The organism is Solibacillus sp. FSL K6-1523, assembly GCF_038005225.1.
In the GTDB taxonomy this organism is placed as follows: Bacteria; Bacillota; Bacilli; order Bacillales_A; family Planococcaceae; genus Solibacillus.
The window spans coordinates 1,014,869-1,031,224 of the sequence record NZ_JBBOSU010000001.1 but is presented as its reverse complement, the minus strand read 5'-3'; the positions used below and the strand labels follow the sequence as shown (position 1 = coordinate 1,031,224).

Annotated in this window: 16 protein-coding genes; all 16 read right to left on the bottom strand. The window is 39.2% G+C overall.

All coding sequences use genetic code 11. From position 1 onward, the window contains the following. Positions 1-153: 153 nt before the first annotated feature. Complete coding sequence (gene sucD / locus MHI10_RS04715; RefSeq protein ID WP_340783420.1) at positions 154-1,056, bottom strand: succinate--CoA ligase subunit alpha; 903 nt, start codon at positions 1,054-1,056, stop codon at positions 154-156. Then, positions 1,053-2,234, bottom strand: coding sequence for an ADP-forming succinate--CoA ligase subunit beta (gene sucC / locus MHI10_RS04710; protein WP_340783418.1), 1,182 nt, complete (start codon positions 2,232-2,234; stop codon positions 1,053-1,055). The genes sucD and sucC overlap by 4 nt, the downstream gene beginning before the upstream one ends. Positions 2,235-2,400: 166 nt before the next feature. After that, positions 2,401-2,700 carry an EscU/YscU/HrcU family type III secretion system export apparatus switch protein gene (locus MHI10_RS04705; RefSeq protein WP_340783416.1) on the bottom strand — a complete coding sequence of 100 codons (300 nt, stop codon included), beginning with the start codon at positions 2,698-2,700 and terminating at the stop codon, positions 2,401-2,403. Next, positions 2,697-4,607 (bottom strand): hypothetical protein, encoded by a 1,911-nt coding sequence (locus tag MHI10_RS04700; RefSeq protein ID WP_340783414.1) that lies wholly within the window; start codon positions 4,605-4,607, stop codon positions 2,697-2,699. Before MHI10_RS04700 ends, MHI10_RS04705 begins: the two co-directional genes overlap by 4 nt. Positions 4,608-4,612: 5 nt before the next feature. Next, a complete protein-coding gene (locus MHI10_RS04695) occupies positions 4,613-5,386 on the bottom strand; it encodes a ribonuclease HII (RefSeq protein ID WP_340783413.1) in 774 nt (257 codons plus the stop codon). 138 nt (positions 5,387-5,524) lie between these two features. Beyond that, positions 5,525-6,409 carry a ribosome biogenesis GTPase YlqF gene (ylqF, locus tag MHI10_RS04690; protein ID WP_340783412.1) on the bottom strand — a complete coding sequence of 295 codons (885 nt, stop codon included), beginning with the start codon at positions 6,407-6,409 and terminating at the stop codon, positions 5,525-5,527. Positions 6,410-6,505: 96 nt separating this feature from the next. Beyond that, on the bottom strand, positions 6,506-7,072 hold the full coding sequence (gene lepB / locus MHI10_RS04685) for a signal peptidase I (protein WP_340783411.1): 567 nt from the start codon (positions 7,070-7,072) through the stop codon (positions 6,506-6,508). Positions 7,073-7,224: 152 nt separating this feature from the next. Continuing rightward, positions 7,225-7,569: a 50S ribosomal protein L19 gene (gene rplS, locus MHI10_RS04680; RefSeq protein WP_340783409.1), complete on the bottom strand. Its 345-nt coding sequence runs from the start codon at positions 7,567-7,569 to the stop codon at positions 7,225-7,227. Between the two features lie 134 nt (positions 7,570-7,703). Beyond that, a complete protein-coding gene (trmD, locus tag MHI10_RS04675; protein ID WP_340783407.1) occupies positions 7,704-8,432 on the bottom strand; it encodes a tRNA (guanosine(37)-N1)-methyltransferase TrmD in 729 nt (242 codons plus the stop codon). After that, positions 8,432-8,950: a ribosome maturation factor RimM gene (rimM, locus tag MHI10_RS04670; RefSeq protein WP_340783406.1), complete on the bottom strand. Its 519-nt coding sequence runs from the start codon at positions 8,948-8,950 to the stop codon at positions 8,432-8,434. Before rimM ends, trmD begins: the two co-directional genes overlap by 1 nt. A gap of 71 nt (positions 8,951-9,021) precedes the next feature. After that, the gene (locus MHI10_RS04665; protein ID WP_340783403.1) at positions 9,022-9,255 is read right to left on the bottom strand and encodes a KH domain-containing protein; all 234 of its coding nucleotides are present in this window, start codon (positions 9,253-9,255) and stop codon (positions 9,022-9,024) included. A 27-nt stretch (positions 9,256-9,282) separates the two neighbouring features. Further along, positions 9,283-9,555, bottom strand: coding sequence for a 30S ribosomal protein S16 (gene rpsP, locus MHI10_RS04660; protein WP_340783401.1), 273 nt, complete (start codon positions 9,553-9,555; stop codon positions 9,283-9,285). A gap of 92 nt (positions 9,556-9,647) precedes the next feature. Beyond that, on the bottom strand, positions 9,648-11,006 hold the full coding sequence (ffh, locus tag MHI10_RS04655) for a signal recognition particle protein (protein WP_340783400.1): 1,359 nt from the start codon (positions 11,004-11,006) through the stop codon (positions 9,648-9,650). 12 nt (positions 11,007-11,018) lie between these two features. After that, positions 11,019-11,354, bottom strand: coding sequence for a putative DNA-binding protein (locus MHI10_RS04650; RefSeq protein WP_340789142.1), 336 nt, complete (start codon positions 11,352-11,354; stop codon positions 11,019-11,021). Between the two features lie 170 nt (positions 11,355-11,524). After that, on the bottom strand, positions 11,525-12,778 hold the full coding sequence (gene ftsY, locus MHI10_RS04645) for a signal recognition particle-docking protein FtsY (protein WP_340783399.1): 1,254 nt from the start codon (positions 12,776-12,778) through the stop codon (positions 11,525-11,527). After that, on the bottom strand, positions 12,775-16,356 hold the full coding sequence (gene smc, locus MHI10_RS04640; RefSeq protein ID WP_340783398.1) for a chromosome segregation protein SMC: 3,582 nt from the start codon (positions 16,354-16,356) through the stop codon (positions 12,775-12,777). The genes ftsY and smc overlap by 4 nt, the downstream gene beginning before the upstream one ends.

The window sequence follows — 16,356 nt, the reverse complement described above, 5'->3', positions numbered from 1 at the left end:
ACATCCGCCGTGGCTTAGGTCAACACGATGTTGATTACAAAGGCGTTGTCACACGACGTGACGGGTTTAGCCTTTGTTCCGCCACTTCAGCTGGTGTTTGAACCCTCACTGAATAGAATTGCCTATTTGGCATTCATCCCCCACTTAATCAAGTTAATGTGTCTTACAAGCTTCGTATAGACCTTTTTCTTTAATTACTTTAATTAATGTTTCTCCAATTACTGAAGGCGTTGGGGCAACTTCAATTCCAGCTGCATTCATTGCTTTAATCTTTTCTGCCGCTGTACCTTTACCACCTGAAATAATGGCACCAGCATGTCCCATACGCTTCCCTGGAGGTGCGGTTTGACCACCAATAAATCCTACGACAGGTTTTGTCATATTCGCTTGAATCCACTCAGCAGCTTCTTCCTCTGCCGTACCACCAATTTCACCAATCATCACAACCGCATACGTTTCTGGATCTTCATTGAATGCTTTTAAGCAATCGATAAAGTTTGTCCCATTTACAGGGTCTCCACCAATTCCGACAGCTGTCGTTTGACCAATTCCTTCTTGTGTTAACTGATGTACCGCTTCATACGTTAGTGTACCTGAACGTGAAACAACACCAACATGGCCTTTTGTATGAATATAACCTGGCATAATACCAATTTTACATTCATCAGCTGTAATAACGCCCGGGCAGTTCGGTCCGACTAAGCGTGTCTCTTTGCCTTCCATATAGCGCTTTACTTTTACCATGTCTAAAACCGGAATATGCTCCGTAATACAAATCGTCATATCAAGCTCAGCATCTACCGCTTCAATAATTGCATCCGCCGCGAAAGGAGCCGGTACATAAATAACCGATACGTTGGCACCTGTTGCATTTACCGCTTCTTGAACGGTATTGAATACAGGTACGCCTTCGATTTCTAAGCCGCCTTTACCTGGTGTAACGCCTGCCACGATTTTTGTACCGTATTCAAGCATTTGCTTTGTATGGAAAAGGGCTGTTTCCCCTGTAATCCCTTGTACAATAACTTTTGTCTCTTTGTTAATGAACACACTCATGCCTTAACCCCACCTTCAGCCTCTACTAGCTTCACAATTTTTTGAGCACCATCTGCCATTGAATCTGCCGCCACAATATTTAAACCTGATTCGTTTAATAGTTTTTTACCAAGATCAACATTCGTTCCTTCTAATCGAACGACTAAAGGTACAGCTAACCCTACTTCTTTTGCAGCAATAATAACACCTTCAGCAATAATGTCACATTTCATAATACCGCCAAAAATATTAACAAAAATCCCTTTAACATGCTGATCCGATAAAATGATTTTAAACGCTTCCGTTACTTTTTCTGCCGTCGCACCGCCCCCAACGTCTAAAAAGTTTGCAGGTGAGCCGCCATAATAACTAATCGTATCCATCGTCGCCATTGCGAGACCCGCACCGTTAACCATACAACCAATGTTACCATTTAATGAAATATAGCTTAAGTCATATTTTGACGCTTCAATTTCTTTTGGATCCTCTTCATCAAAATCGCGTAGTTCTACAATATCTTTTTGGCGATATAGCGCATTTGCATCGAAGTTGAATTTCGCATCTAGTGCTACTACTTGATCATCACCTGTTACAACAAGCGGATTAATTTCAACTGTTGATGCATCTTTATCTATAAATGCTTGATAAATACCTAACATTAATTTAACGGCTTTGTTCACCAAGTTGGTTGGAATATTCATATTAAATGCCATACGTCTTGCTTGGAATGGCATTAAACCCGTTACTGGATCAATCACTTCTTTGAAAATTTTCTCTGGATTTGATTCAGCTACTTCCTCAATATCCATACCGCCCTCTTCAGAACCCATCATCGTTACACAAGAAGTTGCTCGGTCAAGTACTAAACTTAAATAATACTCTTTACGAATGTCAGACCCTTCTTCTATGTAAAGGCGTTTGATTTCCTTACCTTCTGGACCCGTTTGATGTGTCACTAAAATTTTCCCTAATAATTCTTTTGCGTATGAACGCACTTCATCAAGGTTTTTAGCAATCTTTACGCCGCCAGCTTTCCCGCGACCACCTGCATGGATTTGCGCTTTTACTACTGTTACATTTGCCCCTAATTCTTTTGCTACTTTAACTGCTTCTTCCGGTGAAAAGGCTACGCTTCCTTTTGGAACAGCTACACCGTATTTTCTTAAAATTTCTTTCCCTTGATATTCATGGATATTCATGATACATCCTCCCATCGGACAATTGGAAATTATTCTACTAACACATTCATTTTAAACAATAATTCTGAAAATGTCTATGTTTGTCGCAAAAACCTTTTTAGTGCTGCTTTATTCCGAAACATTCTATCCGTTCTGATAAATGGAAAAATGGCAAGCTCAAAAAAGCCTACCATTTCTCATGATTTGTTTGTAATTTATGCTGCTCATCCAATCGATAAATAAAAGCAAACACTTCTGCAACCGCCTGATATAATTCTTCAGGGATAGATGTATTTAAATCCAGCTGTCCCAATAACTCTATAAGGTTAGGGTCTTCATAAATCGGTACATCATTCATAGCTGCCTGCTGTAAAATATTTTCGGCGATTTTCCCTTTTCCTTTTGCCACAACAGTTGGCCCATCACTTTTTGCTGGATTATAAGTTAATGCAATGGCTTCTTTTCGTATAAATTTTTTCTCGGTCATACGCGAATATCTACACCACCTTGCTGTTCTTCTGGCTGTACCTGTTTCTTTGTGGAAACTTTTTGAATCTTATCTTCAAAAGGCTTAATAAAGATACCAGATAATTGGTATTCCTTTTCAGTTAACCCTCTTTTTAATGTTTCCTTTAACGGTGCTGCTAATTGTTCTAAGCTCGGATGATCATTAAACACATTTATCGTCACAACACGGTTTTGCACTTGCATATCGATGACCGTTTGTTGGAGCGATTCCATATTTAAATAAAATAAAATACGCGCGAAATTGGCATCAATTTTGCCGTCATCCTTCATTCGCCCATTCCACTGCAACGTTGCGTCCATTCTTTTCCCGAAAAACTCGAGTGGCACTTGCATGACAATTTGATGTTGATGCCCATTTTCACCTGATAGAAGCTGCATACCATTCATTCGAGCTAAAACAGTATCGGCTGCATCACGCAGTGCAGGTGGTGTTTGTAAATCTTGGACGAGTGCCAGTAATTGTGGTTTTATTTGATTGGCAACTGCTTGAATATCCCCTGCCTTGCTCGATAAAGCCGCTTCATAACTCACGCCTAAACCTTTTAGCACCGTTTTAATCGCCTGCTCCATTGCCTTACTATCTGTCGCTGACTGGACTTGAGCTTCTGCCTGGACGAGTGTACTTTGAATAGCAGGTTGTGGATTATCCGCTGAAACTTTTACTAAATTCCGCAATAAAGCGTCATTCATAGATATGTTTGAATCGGGCTTTATTAGCGCTAGCAACTGGTCTTTAACAGTCACTCCTCGTTCATCTTGTGTGAACAGCCTTGAAGAGCTATTGTCCGTAAAAGCTTTTATGAACTGCTCTTGCAATTGTTTTGTAAATACTTCAACCGTTTGCTTTGACATCGGAATTTGCGAAAATCGTCCGATCAGTTGTTGGATTTGCTCTTTTTGTGATGAATTTAATAAACTTTCATTTGCAACCCAAGCTTTTAATTGTTCGATTACGGGTTTCATTTGCTCTGGTGATGTCCCCGCAAGCTGTTGAAGCATTTGTCCCGCTTGTTGTGGCAAGGCGTTTTGCGAAGACTGTAAAGGTTGTGTCCCCGTTGATTGCTGAATGGTTTGCCAATTTTGTAAAGTTGCATTTCGCGGCAATATTCCAGCTTCTTTCAATACCGCCAACGCTTGCAATTTAGAAGACATAGCAGCTGATGAATCCATTAAAGTTTGCATATTACGAGCAAGTAAAACACCACCCGTTTCTGCATCTAAAGGCTTTGCTAACTGCTGAATTTGTTGCAATAAATTCATTTTTAAAGCATCATTTCCACCTTGTTGTGTCACTAATAATTGTGCTAAATTTGCCAAATTTGCAGACATGCCATCTGTTTTAGCCCCTTGTGTCAATGCTTGAAATACTGTATTGGTAAAGGGCATTTTGAGTTCTACCATACGCTGTAATGCCTGTAATGCATCATTTTTTGATACACCGTCCGGCAAATTTTTCATCCAGTTTTCAGCAGCAACTAACTGCTCCTTCGAAATCGGTAGCTGAGCATTCATAAAATGAGATAGCACTTGTCGCATTTCGGACGTTTTCGGTAAATTCATTGTATCTAGCAGTTGGTTCATTTGTTGTGCGGGTGTCATTGTTTGTGACATGGGGCCAGATACTACCTTTAATTCTGTTTGAGGGTTTGTATTTGTCACTTGGAAAAAGTGAGCATCTCCAGCTTTTAATGGCATCTCAAGTTTTGCCATTATTTTTTGCCCTCCGACTTGAACTTCCGCCATTTGATCAGGGTACAGTTTTTTTATCGTACCGTGAAATACTTGATCTTGCCGAAACGTCAATGGCTGATTCGTTGTCGGTTGCTGTGCATTCACTTGTATCGGATTAAATGATGTAGATGTCATAAAGGTTACCCCCTTTTTACAATCATAGATTTTATAGGTTCAAATGTTTTTCTGTGATGGATTGTCGGACCATATTGCGCTAATGCTTCTAAATGCTGTTTCGTTCCGTAGCCGGCATGCTGCGCAAATCCGTACTGCGGAAATTGCTCATGTAAGTCATCCATGTAATGATCACGAGCCGTTTTCGCCAAAATGGATGCGGCTGCAATCGCCAAACTTTTAGCATCCCCTTTCACGATCGAGGCCTGCGCAATATTAATTGGTAATGTCATGGCATCCGCTAAAATGAAATCAGGCTGAATGGCAAGTCCTTCAATACTCTTTTTCATCGATTGTCGCGTTGCTTCATATATATTTAGGCGGTCAATTTCATCTGCACTTTGGAAATGAATCGAGTACGCTAATGCATGTTCTTTAATTCGTTTTGCAAAATTCTCTCGCAGTTCTTTTGATAGTTGCTTCGAATCATTTATGCCGAGCAGTTCTTCGCAATAATTAGGTAATATAACCGCTGCCGTTACAACAGGACCCGCTAACGGACCACGCCCAGCCTCATCTGTACCAGCGATATATGCCGTTGCATGGGGCAAATGGGATGCATCAAAATCTAGCTTTTCCTGATGCGCCGCTTGCAATTGACGCTGTTTTTCTTGTCGTTTACAAAATTGCTGCCATGCTTTTTGAACACCACTTCTTTCATCTTCTTGTATGGCATCCATCCATGGTTCATAGTGCTGCGCCATTTTTAATGCTTGTGAAATTTCTTTAATCGTTTTCATATTGTTCTCCTTGCCAATCTCTATTCATTGTATCGGTTCTTTTTCAAAAAAATCAATTCTGCCTCAATGGAATTGCCCCAAATTAAGTACTTCCTATAACAAGAAAAAGTCTACACATTATTTGCGTAGACTTCCATTTTATTGTTCAGTTTCTTGAAGTTGCTCTTTTTCAATTTGTTCATCAACAAAATCGAACGTTAATTTCCCTAAGTTTTGACTACGAATGTCTCGCACGATTAATAATGCAACTTGATCATAATCAATTTCGCCACCTTGGGCAAAAACACGTCTAAGCTTGCCAATATGATCAAATGTTACGACTAAATCCTCTTCAATCGCTTCAATTCCGTAACGTTCCTGCATACGGGTTGGATAACGTTTTGATAAAAAGCGCAAGCCATAAACAGCAAGGTCTTCCATATTCATAATCGAATCTTTAATAGCACCTGTTAATGCTAGTTTATAACCTACTTCTTGATCCTCGAATTTTGGCCATAAAATCCCTGGTGTATCAAGTAGCTCAATTTCTCTCCCTACTTTAATCCATTGTTGCGCTTTCGTCACGCCCGGTGTATTTCCTGTTTTCGCTAAGTTTTTCTTCGCTAAGCGATTGATAAGCGTTGACTTCCCTACGTTCGGAATGCCGACTATCATCGCGCGAATTGCACGGGGTTTCATTCCTCTCGCTCTCATACGCGCCCATTTTTCTTCTAATATTTCCTGAGCAGCCTTTGTCACGGCCTGTAACCCTTTACCTTCTAATGAGTTAATCGCAACCGCCTTATGCCCTCGTTCACTAAAATATTGAATCCAGCGACGTGTCTGGTGCTCATCCGCCATATCCTGCTTGTTTAAAATTAATAAACGTGGCTTTTGATGAATCACTTCATCAATCATCGGATTACGAGATGAAATGGGTAAGCGTGCGTCTACAAGCTCAAAAATAATATCGACTAATTTTAAGCTTTCAGACACTTGACGACGCGCTTTCGCCATATGTCCTGGGAACCATTGTATCGTCATGGTGTATAACCTCCAAAATATTTATTACTACTATTTCCGTTGCCTTATCCACGAAAAAATGAGGAGATTACTCACACCTCCTCAATCATTGCCTATTCATTTAACGACTGCAATTTCATTTAAAGGCCAAAAAATGATGCTTGTATTGCCGATAATTTCCTTCTGCTCAACAATACCAATATGACGGCTATCCTTACTGAAACGACGGTTATCACCCATTACGAATACATAACCTTCTGGAATTCCATTTTCAAGTGATGGATTAATATCTTTTAGTGAAAAATCGCCTGTTAAATTACCTTCACTAATTTCTGCCTTATACGCATCTAAATAGGGCTCATCAATCGGCTCACCGTTAATATATAACTGATCGTCTTTATATTCAACATAGTCACCAGGTAACCCGATTACACGCTTAATATAATCCTTTTGTTCAGGTGCATGAAACACAACGATATCAAAGCGCTCTGGCTCACCTATTTTATAGCTGAATTTATTCACAATCATTCGGTCGCCGTTTTCAAGGGTTGGCATCATCGAATCCCCATCCACTACAATTGGTGTAAATAAAAAATAGCGAATAAATGCTGCGATTGCAAATGCAATGAGTAGAGCTTTTGTCCATTCCCAAAGCTCATTTTTTTCTTTTCCCGTACTCTCCATGTAGCGTTCCCCCTTGACCTATCACATTTATTGTAATCGAAATATGTATTTCAAGCAAAAAAAAATACTTTTTATACTTAGCTTATTTTGCCGGACTTTTCAATGATGAAAGAAAAGGGACTTGTAAGTACAAGCCCCTTTCTAAACAGATCTTATCGAATTTCTTTAATACGAGCTGCTTTACCGCGTAGGTTACGTAGGTAATAAAGTTTAGCACGACGTACTTTACCTTTACGAACTACTTCTAATTTAGCGATTTTAGGTGTGTGTACTGGGAAAGCACGCTCAACACCAACGCCGTAAGAAATTTTACGTACTGTGAAAGTTTCGCTAACTCCGCCACCACGACGTTTAATAACTACACCTTCGAATAATTGAATACGCTCACGAGTACCCTCTACGATTTTAACGTGTACCTTAACTGTGTCACCAGGACGGAATGAAGGTAAGTCAGAACGTAGTTGATCTTTAGTGATTTCTGTAATAATGTTTGTCATTGTTTTTCTCTCCTTAGACCGATGCTCATGCACGCTATCATTTAGCCACAGCGGAACACCGTAATTCAGCACTCCACATAGAAGTACAGATTGAATATTATCATAAAAAATACAAGCTTGCAAGTAGTTTTGCTTTACATTTCAGACTTTATTTTCTCGATTATTTTCAATTGCTTCGGCGTTAATTCTAGTGCCTCTAGAAGATCCGGACGCCTTTCAAGTGTTCGCTTAAAAGACTGCTCCTCGCGCCATTCATCAATTTTTGCGTGATTTCCCGATAATAAGGTGTCCGGTACTTTCATCCCTCTAAAATCAGCAGGGCGCGTATAATGAGGGTGTTCAAGTAACCCCGTTGAAAAGGAATCTTGAATATGAGAGTCTGCCTGTCCAAGTACACCTGGAAGCAAACGAACGACCGCATCGATTACAGTCATCGCAGGGAGCTCGCCACCCGTTAAAACAAAATCCCCAATTGATATTTCATCCGTTACTAAATATTGACGAATGCGCTCATCATAGCCCTCATAATGCCCACATAAGAACACTAACTCTTCTTCCTGTGCCAACTCTTCCGCTTTTTTTTGCGTGAAGCGTTCACCTTGAGGACACATTAAAATAACACGCGGCTTACGACCTTCTGTAATTGCTTCTACGGCATTAAACATCGGCTCTGGTTTTAATACCATCCCAGCACCACCACCATATGGATAGTCATCTACTTGCTTATGCTTATTTTCACTGTATTCCCGAATATCTGAAACCGCTAGTTCTACAGCTTGCTTTTCTTGCGCCTTTTTTAAAATAGATGATCCAAAAACACCACTAAACATAGGTGGAAATAAACTAAGTACATGAATTTTCATTATAATAGTCCATCCATTACATGAATAATAATTTTTTTATTGTCAATATCAATTTCTTTTACAATGTCCTCAATATACGGAATATAATGTTTTTTGCCACCTGGTGCTTTAATTTCCCAAACATCATTGGCACCCGTCTCTAATATTTCCGTTATGATTCCAATTTTTTCGCCTTCTTCAGAAAACACTTCACAATCAACTATTTCAAAGTGGTAAAATTCATTTTCTTCTAGTTCATCGTCTGCTAATTGGTCCATCGTTACTTTTAGCATCCCTTCTTTAAAAGGTTCAACTAAATTGATGTTTTCCATTCCTTCAAACGTTACTAGTATAAAGTTTTTATGGCGACGACTTGAACCGATCGTGATCCAAGTTGGCTTGCTATCATCTTTTTTAAATGCTGCTAATTTCGTTCCAACAGCAAAACGTTCTTCTTCAAAATCCGTTGTTGATAAAATGCGTAATTCCCCGCGGATTCCATGGGTATTCACAATACGTCCCACATTAAACCATTCCATACTTATTCACCTCGTAAAATTAATCAGTTATATGAAAAAAAGAAGGGAAAGCAACTGCCCCCTCCTTTTTCTTAATCCAATATATCGACGTAAGTCTTTTTCTTATGGTGACTGCTTGCTGCTGAATACACAATCGTTCGAATTGCTTTCGCAACGCGTCCTTGCTTGCCTATGACTTTTCCTCGATCCTCTGGATGAACAAAAAGCTTATAAACAACTCGATTAGAGCTTTCATCCGTCTCAATACGGACTTCTTCTGGATAATCGACTAATGGTTTAACAATTGCTTCAATCAGCCGCTGCATAATGCCACCTCCGAATTATTTACTGAATTATTTGCTATATTTAGCGTTATGGAATTTTTCCATGATACCTTGTTCTGAGAACAGGTTACGTACAGTATCAGATGGTTTAGCACCGTCAGCTAACCATTTAAGAGCTTTAACTTCATCAATTTGTACTGTAGCTGGTTGAGTAAGTGGGTTGTAAGTACCAACTGTTTCGATTTGACGACCATCACGTGGTGAACGAGCGTCTGCTACTACGATACGATAGAAAGGAGATTTGTTAGCTCCCATACGTTTTAAGCGAATTTTAACTGCCATTTTTTAAGCACCTCCGAATAAGTTTCACACAAGATATTATATTAGCAATGTCTTGGTTGTTTGTAAAGTGTTTTTTCTTAACACCCTATTATTTATTTAAATAATGAGTCAAAGCCTGGCATTTTCATCTTTTTCTTTCCTTTTCCAGATGCCATTCCAGTCATTTGTTTCATCATTTTTTTCATTTCTTCAAATTGCTTTAATAAGCGATTTACTTCTTGTATCGACGTCCCTGAACCTTGTGCAATTCGTTTTTTACGGTTTGCATTCATAATTTCAGGCGTCGTTTTTTCAGCAGGTGTCATTGAATAAATAATCGCTTCAATACGACCCATTTGCTTTTCATCGACTTTGACATTGTCTAAGCCCTTCATTTTCCCTGCGCCTGGTAACATTTTCAAAATTTCATCTAGTGGGCCCATTTTCTTCACAGCTTGCAACTGCTCAACAAAATCATCAAATGTAAAAGATTGCGTCATGAACTTTTCTTCAAGTTCTTTTGCCTTCTCCATGTCTACATTTTCCTGTGCTTTTTCGATTAATGATAAAACGTCACCCATCCCTAAAATACGAGATGCCATACGTTCTGGGTGGAATGGCTCAAGTGCATCCATTTTTTCGCCCATACCAACAAATTTAATCGGTTTTTCTGTAACAGAGCGAATCGAAAGCGCCGCACCACCACGTGTGTCACCATCTAATTTTGTTAAAACGACACCTGTAATACCAACCGCTTCATTAAAGTTTTGCGCAACGTTCACTGCATCTTGACCCGTCATCGCATCCACAACTAAGAACACTTCATCCGGCTCTTTTAATGCACGAATATCCTTTAATTCTTGCATCAGTTCCTCGTCAATATGTAGACGACCTGCTGTATCGATTAATACGACATCATGATGTTCTTCCTTAGCATGTTCAATCGCTTGTCGAGCAATTTCTACAGGAGAAATATCTGTCCCAAGCGAGAATACTGGTAACGATAATTGCTTCCCTAATGTTTGTAATTGCTGAACCGCGGCTGGGCGATAGACATCGGCAGCGACTAAAAGTGGTTTTTTATTATATTTTTTTCTTAAAACACTTGCTAACTTCCCAGTAGTAGTTGTTTTACCAGCACCTTGTAAACCTACCATCATAATAACAGTTGGTGGACGGTTGCTAAATTTAATCGGGCTTTGTTCTCCACCCATCAAATTAGTCAATTCATCTTGTACAATTTTAATGACCTGTTGACCTGGTGTTAACGACTTCATAACATCTACACCAACAGCACGCTCACTAACTTTTTTCACGAATTCTTTGACTACTTTTAAGTTTACGTCCGCTTCGATTAAGGCAAATCGGACTTCACGCATCATTTCTTTAACGTCTTGTTCCGAAACTTTCCCTTTACCTTTAATCTTTTGGATCGTGCCTTGGAGTCGTTCTGCTAAACCTTCAAAAGCCACTTTGTTCGCCTCCTAATCCGATTCCTTCAATTGTTCAACTAATGCGAGTTGCTCTTCTACCGTAGCAGAACCATTCATTATCGCATCCGTCATTTGTTTTAATACTTGCTGACGTTGTTGGAATTTTTCAAATAATCTTAGTTTATCTTCATATTCTTCAAGCATCGCCTCAGTACGGCGGATATTATCATAAACAGCTTGCCTGGAAATGCTATAACTTTCAGCAATTTCACCTAGTGAGTGATCATCTAAATAATAAAGTTCCATGTAACTACGCTGTTTTTCTGTTAATAATGCTTGATAAAAGTCGAAGAGAAAGTTCATGCGTGTTGTTTTTTCAAGCAGCATCTTTATCTCTCCAATCATAATTAGTCCATCTTATCATAATCCCGAAAAGGTTTGCTGTCAAGGTAATTCACTTGTCTTTAAATAATAATTATAGGTAGATAAATTCCTTAAACAGTAAAAACTCACCATTTCAATTCTATGAAAATGGTGAGTTTTTGATTCGCGCTTATTTAGTCGTTTTCTATTTCATTTAGTTCTTTTTCTAATCCTTCTGCAAATAAACCATATACATAGCGCTCTGCATCAAATGGTTGTAAATCGTCCATTTTTTCACCAAGCCCAACAAATTTTACTGGAATGTGTAGCTTATTACGGATTGCTAACACGATACCACCTTTTGCTGTACCATCAAGCTTCGTTAATACAATACCTGTTACATTTGTCACTTCTTTAAATGTTTGAGCTTGCACTAATGCATTTTGACCAGTTGTGGCATCTAACGCTAATAAAACTTCATGTGGCGCGTCCGGAACTTCACGTGAAATCACACGGTGCACTTTTTCCAGCTCATTCATTAAGTTCACTTTATTCTGCAGACGCCCCGCTGTATCACAAATTAAAACGTCGGCGTTACGCGTTTTAGCCGCATGAATGGCATCATACATAACTGCCGCTGGATCAGAACCTTCTGATTGTGCAATTACTTCACAACCGACACGCTCTCCCCATACTTGCAATTGGTCAATCGCCCCAGCACGGAACGTATCACCTGCAGCAAGCATCACTGTTTTACCTTCTGATTTCAAACGATGCGCTAGCTTTCCGATTGTTGTTGTTTTACCAACACCGTTTACCCCGACAAATAAAATAACAGTCAATTCACCTTTAGGTTGCATTGTTAATTCAGTTAAATTTTCATCGCCAGATTCGTAAATTTCTACTAATTTTTCAGAAATTAGCGTTTGAATGCCATTTGTATCTTTAATATTTTTTCGTTGTACTTCAAAACGTAATTTATCCATTAATTCCATGACTGTTTCAAAGCCCACGTCCGCTTGTAATAAAACATCTTCTAACTCTTCAAAGAAATCTTCATCCACTTTACGGTAACGCGCAACTAAATCGTTTACTTTAGATGTAAATGAATGACGTGTTTTTTCAAGGCCTGCTTTAAACTTTTGTGTAATCGACCAAGCAGATGGTTGTTTTTCTTCTTGTTCCACAACTACTTCATTCACTACATTTTCATTTTGCGCTACTTCTACCACTTCAAGCTTTGAACTCTCTTCTTGTTGCTCAGAAAGTTCGGCTTGTACAACTGCTTCCACCTTTTGTTCTTCAACAGGTGTATCTAACTCTTCCTTTTCCGCCAATTGCAGCGGTGAACTATCGATATCTTTTGGCGTTTGATCTAATTGTTCTACGGATTCTTTTTCTTCACTACTACCAATTAATTTCTCTTTCAGTCGTTTAAAAAAACTCATGATTGAACACTCCCTTGACCTACGATATCCACTTCTTCTTCCAGTTTTACTGATACAAGCTTCGAGACACCTGATTCTTGCATCGTAATACCATACAGTACATCGGCGCCTTCCATCGTTCCTTTACGGTGGGTAATAACAATAAATTGCGTCTCTTCACTAAACTTCCGCAAGTAACTACTATAGCGCGCTACATTTGATTCATCTAAAGCGGCTTCTACCTCATCTAAAATACAGAATGGTACTGGGCGGGTATTTAAAATAGCAAATAATAGGGCAATTGCGGTTAACGCACGCTCCCCACCGGATAACAGACTTAAACTTTGTAAATTTTTCCCTGGTGGTTGGGCAATAATTTCGATACCTGTTTCCAGTAAGTTGTCTGGCTCAAGCAACACTAAATCTGCCGTACCTCCACCAAATAATTCGCGGAAGGAAATAGCAAATTGCTTTCGAATCAATTTAAACGTTTCATTAAATCGATCTGTCATTTCGTGATCCATTTCACTAATTGCTTGATGCAATGTTTCTTGCGCAGCTATTAAATCTTCACGCTGTTCGCTTAAGAAAACATAGCGCTCTTGTACACGTTCATATTCATCCATCGCGGATAAATTGACGGGTCCAAGCTCTTCAATCGATTGCTTCAATAGCTTAACTTTTCTACGAATTTGTTCTTCTTCCACAATTTCAATCGCTTCGTCTTGTGCAGAAATACGATCTAAATCGTATTGTTCTAATAATTGATCTTGCAAATTCGATATTTCAAATTCAATACGATTTCGTTTTAATTCTAACGATCGTAACGCATCCACAAAGCTTTTATGTACACGTTGTACTTCTTGCAATTGTGCTTCTGTTTCTGTTACTTGCAGATGAAGCGCTGTTCGAGATTCTCGCTTTTGTTGAATCGTTTCATTGAGCATATTCTTTTTATTCGTCCATTCGACGATCGTGCTTGCCAATTCTTCTGATGAAGGACCATTTAAGCCATCATCCGATTCAATCCACGTGATTTCCTGGGAAATTTTCTCGACCAATGTTTGTGCCTTCGATAAATCCAATTCAATACCCGCTATTGAAACTTGAACTTGCGTTAATTGTTCTTGTGCGACTGCGAGTGCTGAACGTTGCTGTGCCAACTGCTCTCTTAATACGTCTTTTTGTGTTTCACTTTGCGTTTTCGCATGAGTCAATTCATCTACGTTTTGTTGCACCGTTTGTAACTCTACCTTTAACTCAGCAAGGCGTTTTTGTGCACGTTCTTTTTGCTCATATAACGATTCTTTTCGTGATGATAGTGTCGATTGCTCTGATTGCGTAATTGAAAACGTAGATTGTAAACTTTTAACTATCATTTCTGATTCTAATAATTTCGCACGATGCATTTGCTCTTGTTCACGCATTGCATCACCTTGTAACTTCATCTCATCTAAATTATGTCGTAATAGCGCAATCTCTTCTTTTTTCTTGGCAACGGTTTGCTCTGCGATAGAAATCGTTGAATCCATCTCTGCTAATGTTTCTATTAATTTATCCAGCTCGGCTTTTCGTGAAAACAGTGAACTTTGTTGTTTTACTGCCCCACCCGTTAAAGATCCACCAGCATTTACAATATCGCCTTCAAGTGTCACGATACGGTATTTAAAGCCGCATAGACGGGCGATTTGACTCGCACCTTCTAAGTTTTTAGCAACGAGAACATTGCCCAGTAAATTTTCAACAATCGAACGGTTTTCTTCTTCAAAATTCACAAGTTCGTAAGCAAGCGAAATAAATGCGGGATGATCTTGTACCCCTACTAGCTGTTGTGGCATTAGTTTTCGAGAACGCATAACCGTTTTTGGTAAAAATGTTGCACGACCTGCACGTTTTTGCTTTAACCAACCTATCGCTTTTTGCGCATGTTGTTCCGTTTCTGTCACGATATGCTGTGAAGCCGCACCTAATGCCGTTTCAATCGCTTGTGAGTACGAAGCATTTACTTGAATCAGTTCAGCTACCGCACCCTCAATCCCTTGTAATTGTGCACGATCTCGCGCTAATAACACTTCCTTAACACCATGGAAAAAACCTGAGAAATCAGCTTCTAGCTCTGCTAACGTTTCTTTTCGTGCTTTTAACTGCTGATGATGCTGATACGCTTTATATAAAAGTTCTTGCTTTTCATCTAAGTCGGTAGATACCGTTTTAAATTGTATTTGTGCGATATCATAGCGACCGAGCTGTTCTTGTATCGTTACTTCTACTTGCGTTAGCGTTTTTAATGTTGCTTCTCTTAAAGTTAATGCTTTATCTAAATCTTTTTGCATTTCCGTTGAACGACCTGTCATACGTTCGACAGATTCTTGCTCATGTGTAAGCTGTTGTTCAATATTTTTCAATTCATTTTTTACAGTTGCTTCTTCATTTAACCGGTTAATATACGTATTTTTTGCTTCTTCGATTTCTTCTTCAATTTCTGAAGCTGTACGTGTTAACGCTTGTTCAAGTTGCTTTAAGGTAGAACGGATTTGCTGTACATCTTCCTTTTTTTCAGTAAACTGTTGGCGCTTTTCTTGCTCGTTTAGATCCAAATCGGCTACAGCTTGTTTTGCTTCCGTCCAATTCTCACGCAATTGTTGCATTTGCTTTTCAGCATTGGAGCGTTTTTCATTCACTAACGCTTTTCGCCCTTCCCAACGCTCTACTTCCGAGCTTGCCTCGACAAGCTCGGCATGCGATGTATCGAGAATGGCATCAATTGCTTTTAATTCTGTACGCGTTTTGTGTATTACTTCTTCTAATGTCACAATCGTTGTTGCATGCTTTTTTTCCGTCATAGACAATGTTTGATGTTCTTCAATGTAAGCCTTCAATGTCTTTTCGTGCACTAATAAATCATGGACCATGAGCGAAATATCAAAATCTTTTAATTCCGTCGTCATTCGAACATAGTCTTTCGCACTGGAAGCTTGGATTTTTAAAGGTTCCAGACGCACCTCAATTTCATGTAAAATATCGAGCACACGGTTTAAGTTTTCATCCGTTTCAACAAGCTTATGCTCTGCTTTTTTCTTGCGCAATTTATATTTTAAAACACCAGCAGCTTCTTCGAAAATACTTCGTCGATCGTCTGGACGGCTATTTAAAATTTCATCGACACGGCCTTGAGAAATAATTGAAAACGCTTCTTTCCCTAATCCCGAATCCATAAACAAATCCGTAATATCCTTTAGGCGACATTGCTGATTATTCAATAAATATTCGCTATCTCCTGAACGATACACGCGTCTCGTCACACTAATTTCTGTATATGGAACGGCAATTCGTTCATCTGCATTGTCTAAAACTAATGTTACTTCGGCAAAATTTAACGGTTTGCGCGATTCACTCCCTGCAAAAATGACATCTTCCATCTTTGCACCACGTAATGACTTAGCTGACTGCTCTCCTAATACCCAACGTATTGCATCCGTAACATTACTTTTCCCACTACCATTTGGTCCAACTACCGCTGTAACACCTGGTACAAAATCAATTCCTATTCTTTCTGCGAATGATTTGAAGCCGATTACTTCAAGTCGTTTAAGGAACAT

Bases quoted from the DNA above. Each gene is read 5' to 3' on its own strand.
- rpsP (WP_340783401.1), bottom strand. From the start codon at position 9,555: ATGGCAGTTAAAATTCGCTTAAAACGTATGGGAGCTAACAAATCTCCT.
- MHI10_RS04695 (WP_340783413.1), bottom strand. From the start codon at position 5,386: ATGAAAACGATTAAAGAAATTTCACAAGCATTAAAAATGGCGCAGCAC.
- trmD (WP_340783407.1), bottom strand. From the start codon at position 8,432: ATGAAAATTCATGTACTTAGTTTATTTCCACCTATGTTTAGTGGTGTT.
- sucD (WP_340783420.1), bottom strand. From the start codon at position 1,056: ATGAGTGTGTTCATTAACAAAGAGACAAAAGTTATTGTACAAGGGATT.
- MHI10_RS04705 (WP_340783416.1), bottom strand. From the start codon at position 2,700: ATGACCGAGAAAAAATTTATACGAAAAGAAGCCATTGCATTAACTTAT.
- MHI10_RS04700 (WP_340783414.1), bottom strand. From the start codon at position 4,607: ATGACATCTACATCATTTAATCCGATACAAGTGAATGCACAGCAACCG.
- sucC (WP_340783418.1), bottom strand. From the start codon at position 2,234: ATGAATATCCATGAATATCAAGGGAAAGAAATTTTAAGAAAATACGGT.
- smc (WP_340783398.1), bottom strand. From the start codon at position 16,356: ATGTTCCTTAAACGACTTGAAGTAATCGGCTTCAAATCATTCGCAGAA.
- lepB (WP_340783411.1), bottom strand. From the start codon at position 7,072: ATGGAGAGTACGGGAAAAGAAAAAAATGAGCTTTGGGAATGGACAAAA.
- rimM (WP_340783406.1), bottom strand. From the start codon at position 8,950: ATGGAATGGTTTAATGTGGGACGTATTGTGAATACCCATGGAATCCGC.
- ylqF (WP_340783412.1), bottom strand. From the start codon at position 6,409: ATGACGATACAATGGTTCCCAGGACATATGGCGAAAGCGCGTCGTCAA.
- rplS (WP_340783409.1), bottom strand. From the start codon at position 7,569: ATGACAAACATTATTACAGAAATCACTAAAGATCAACTACGTTCTGAC.
- ftsY (WP_340783399.1), bottom strand. From the start codon at position 12,778: ATGAGTTTTTTTAAACGACTGAAAGAGAAATTAATTGGTAGTAGTGAA.
- MHI10_RS04665 (WP_340783403.1), bottom strand. From the start codon at position 9,255: ATGCAGCGGCTGATTGAAGCAATTGTTAAACCATTAGTCGATTATCCA.
- MHI10_RS04650 (WP_340789142.1), bottom strand. From the start codon at position 11,354: ATGCTGCTTGAAAAAACAACACGCATGAACTTTCTCTTCGACTTTTAT.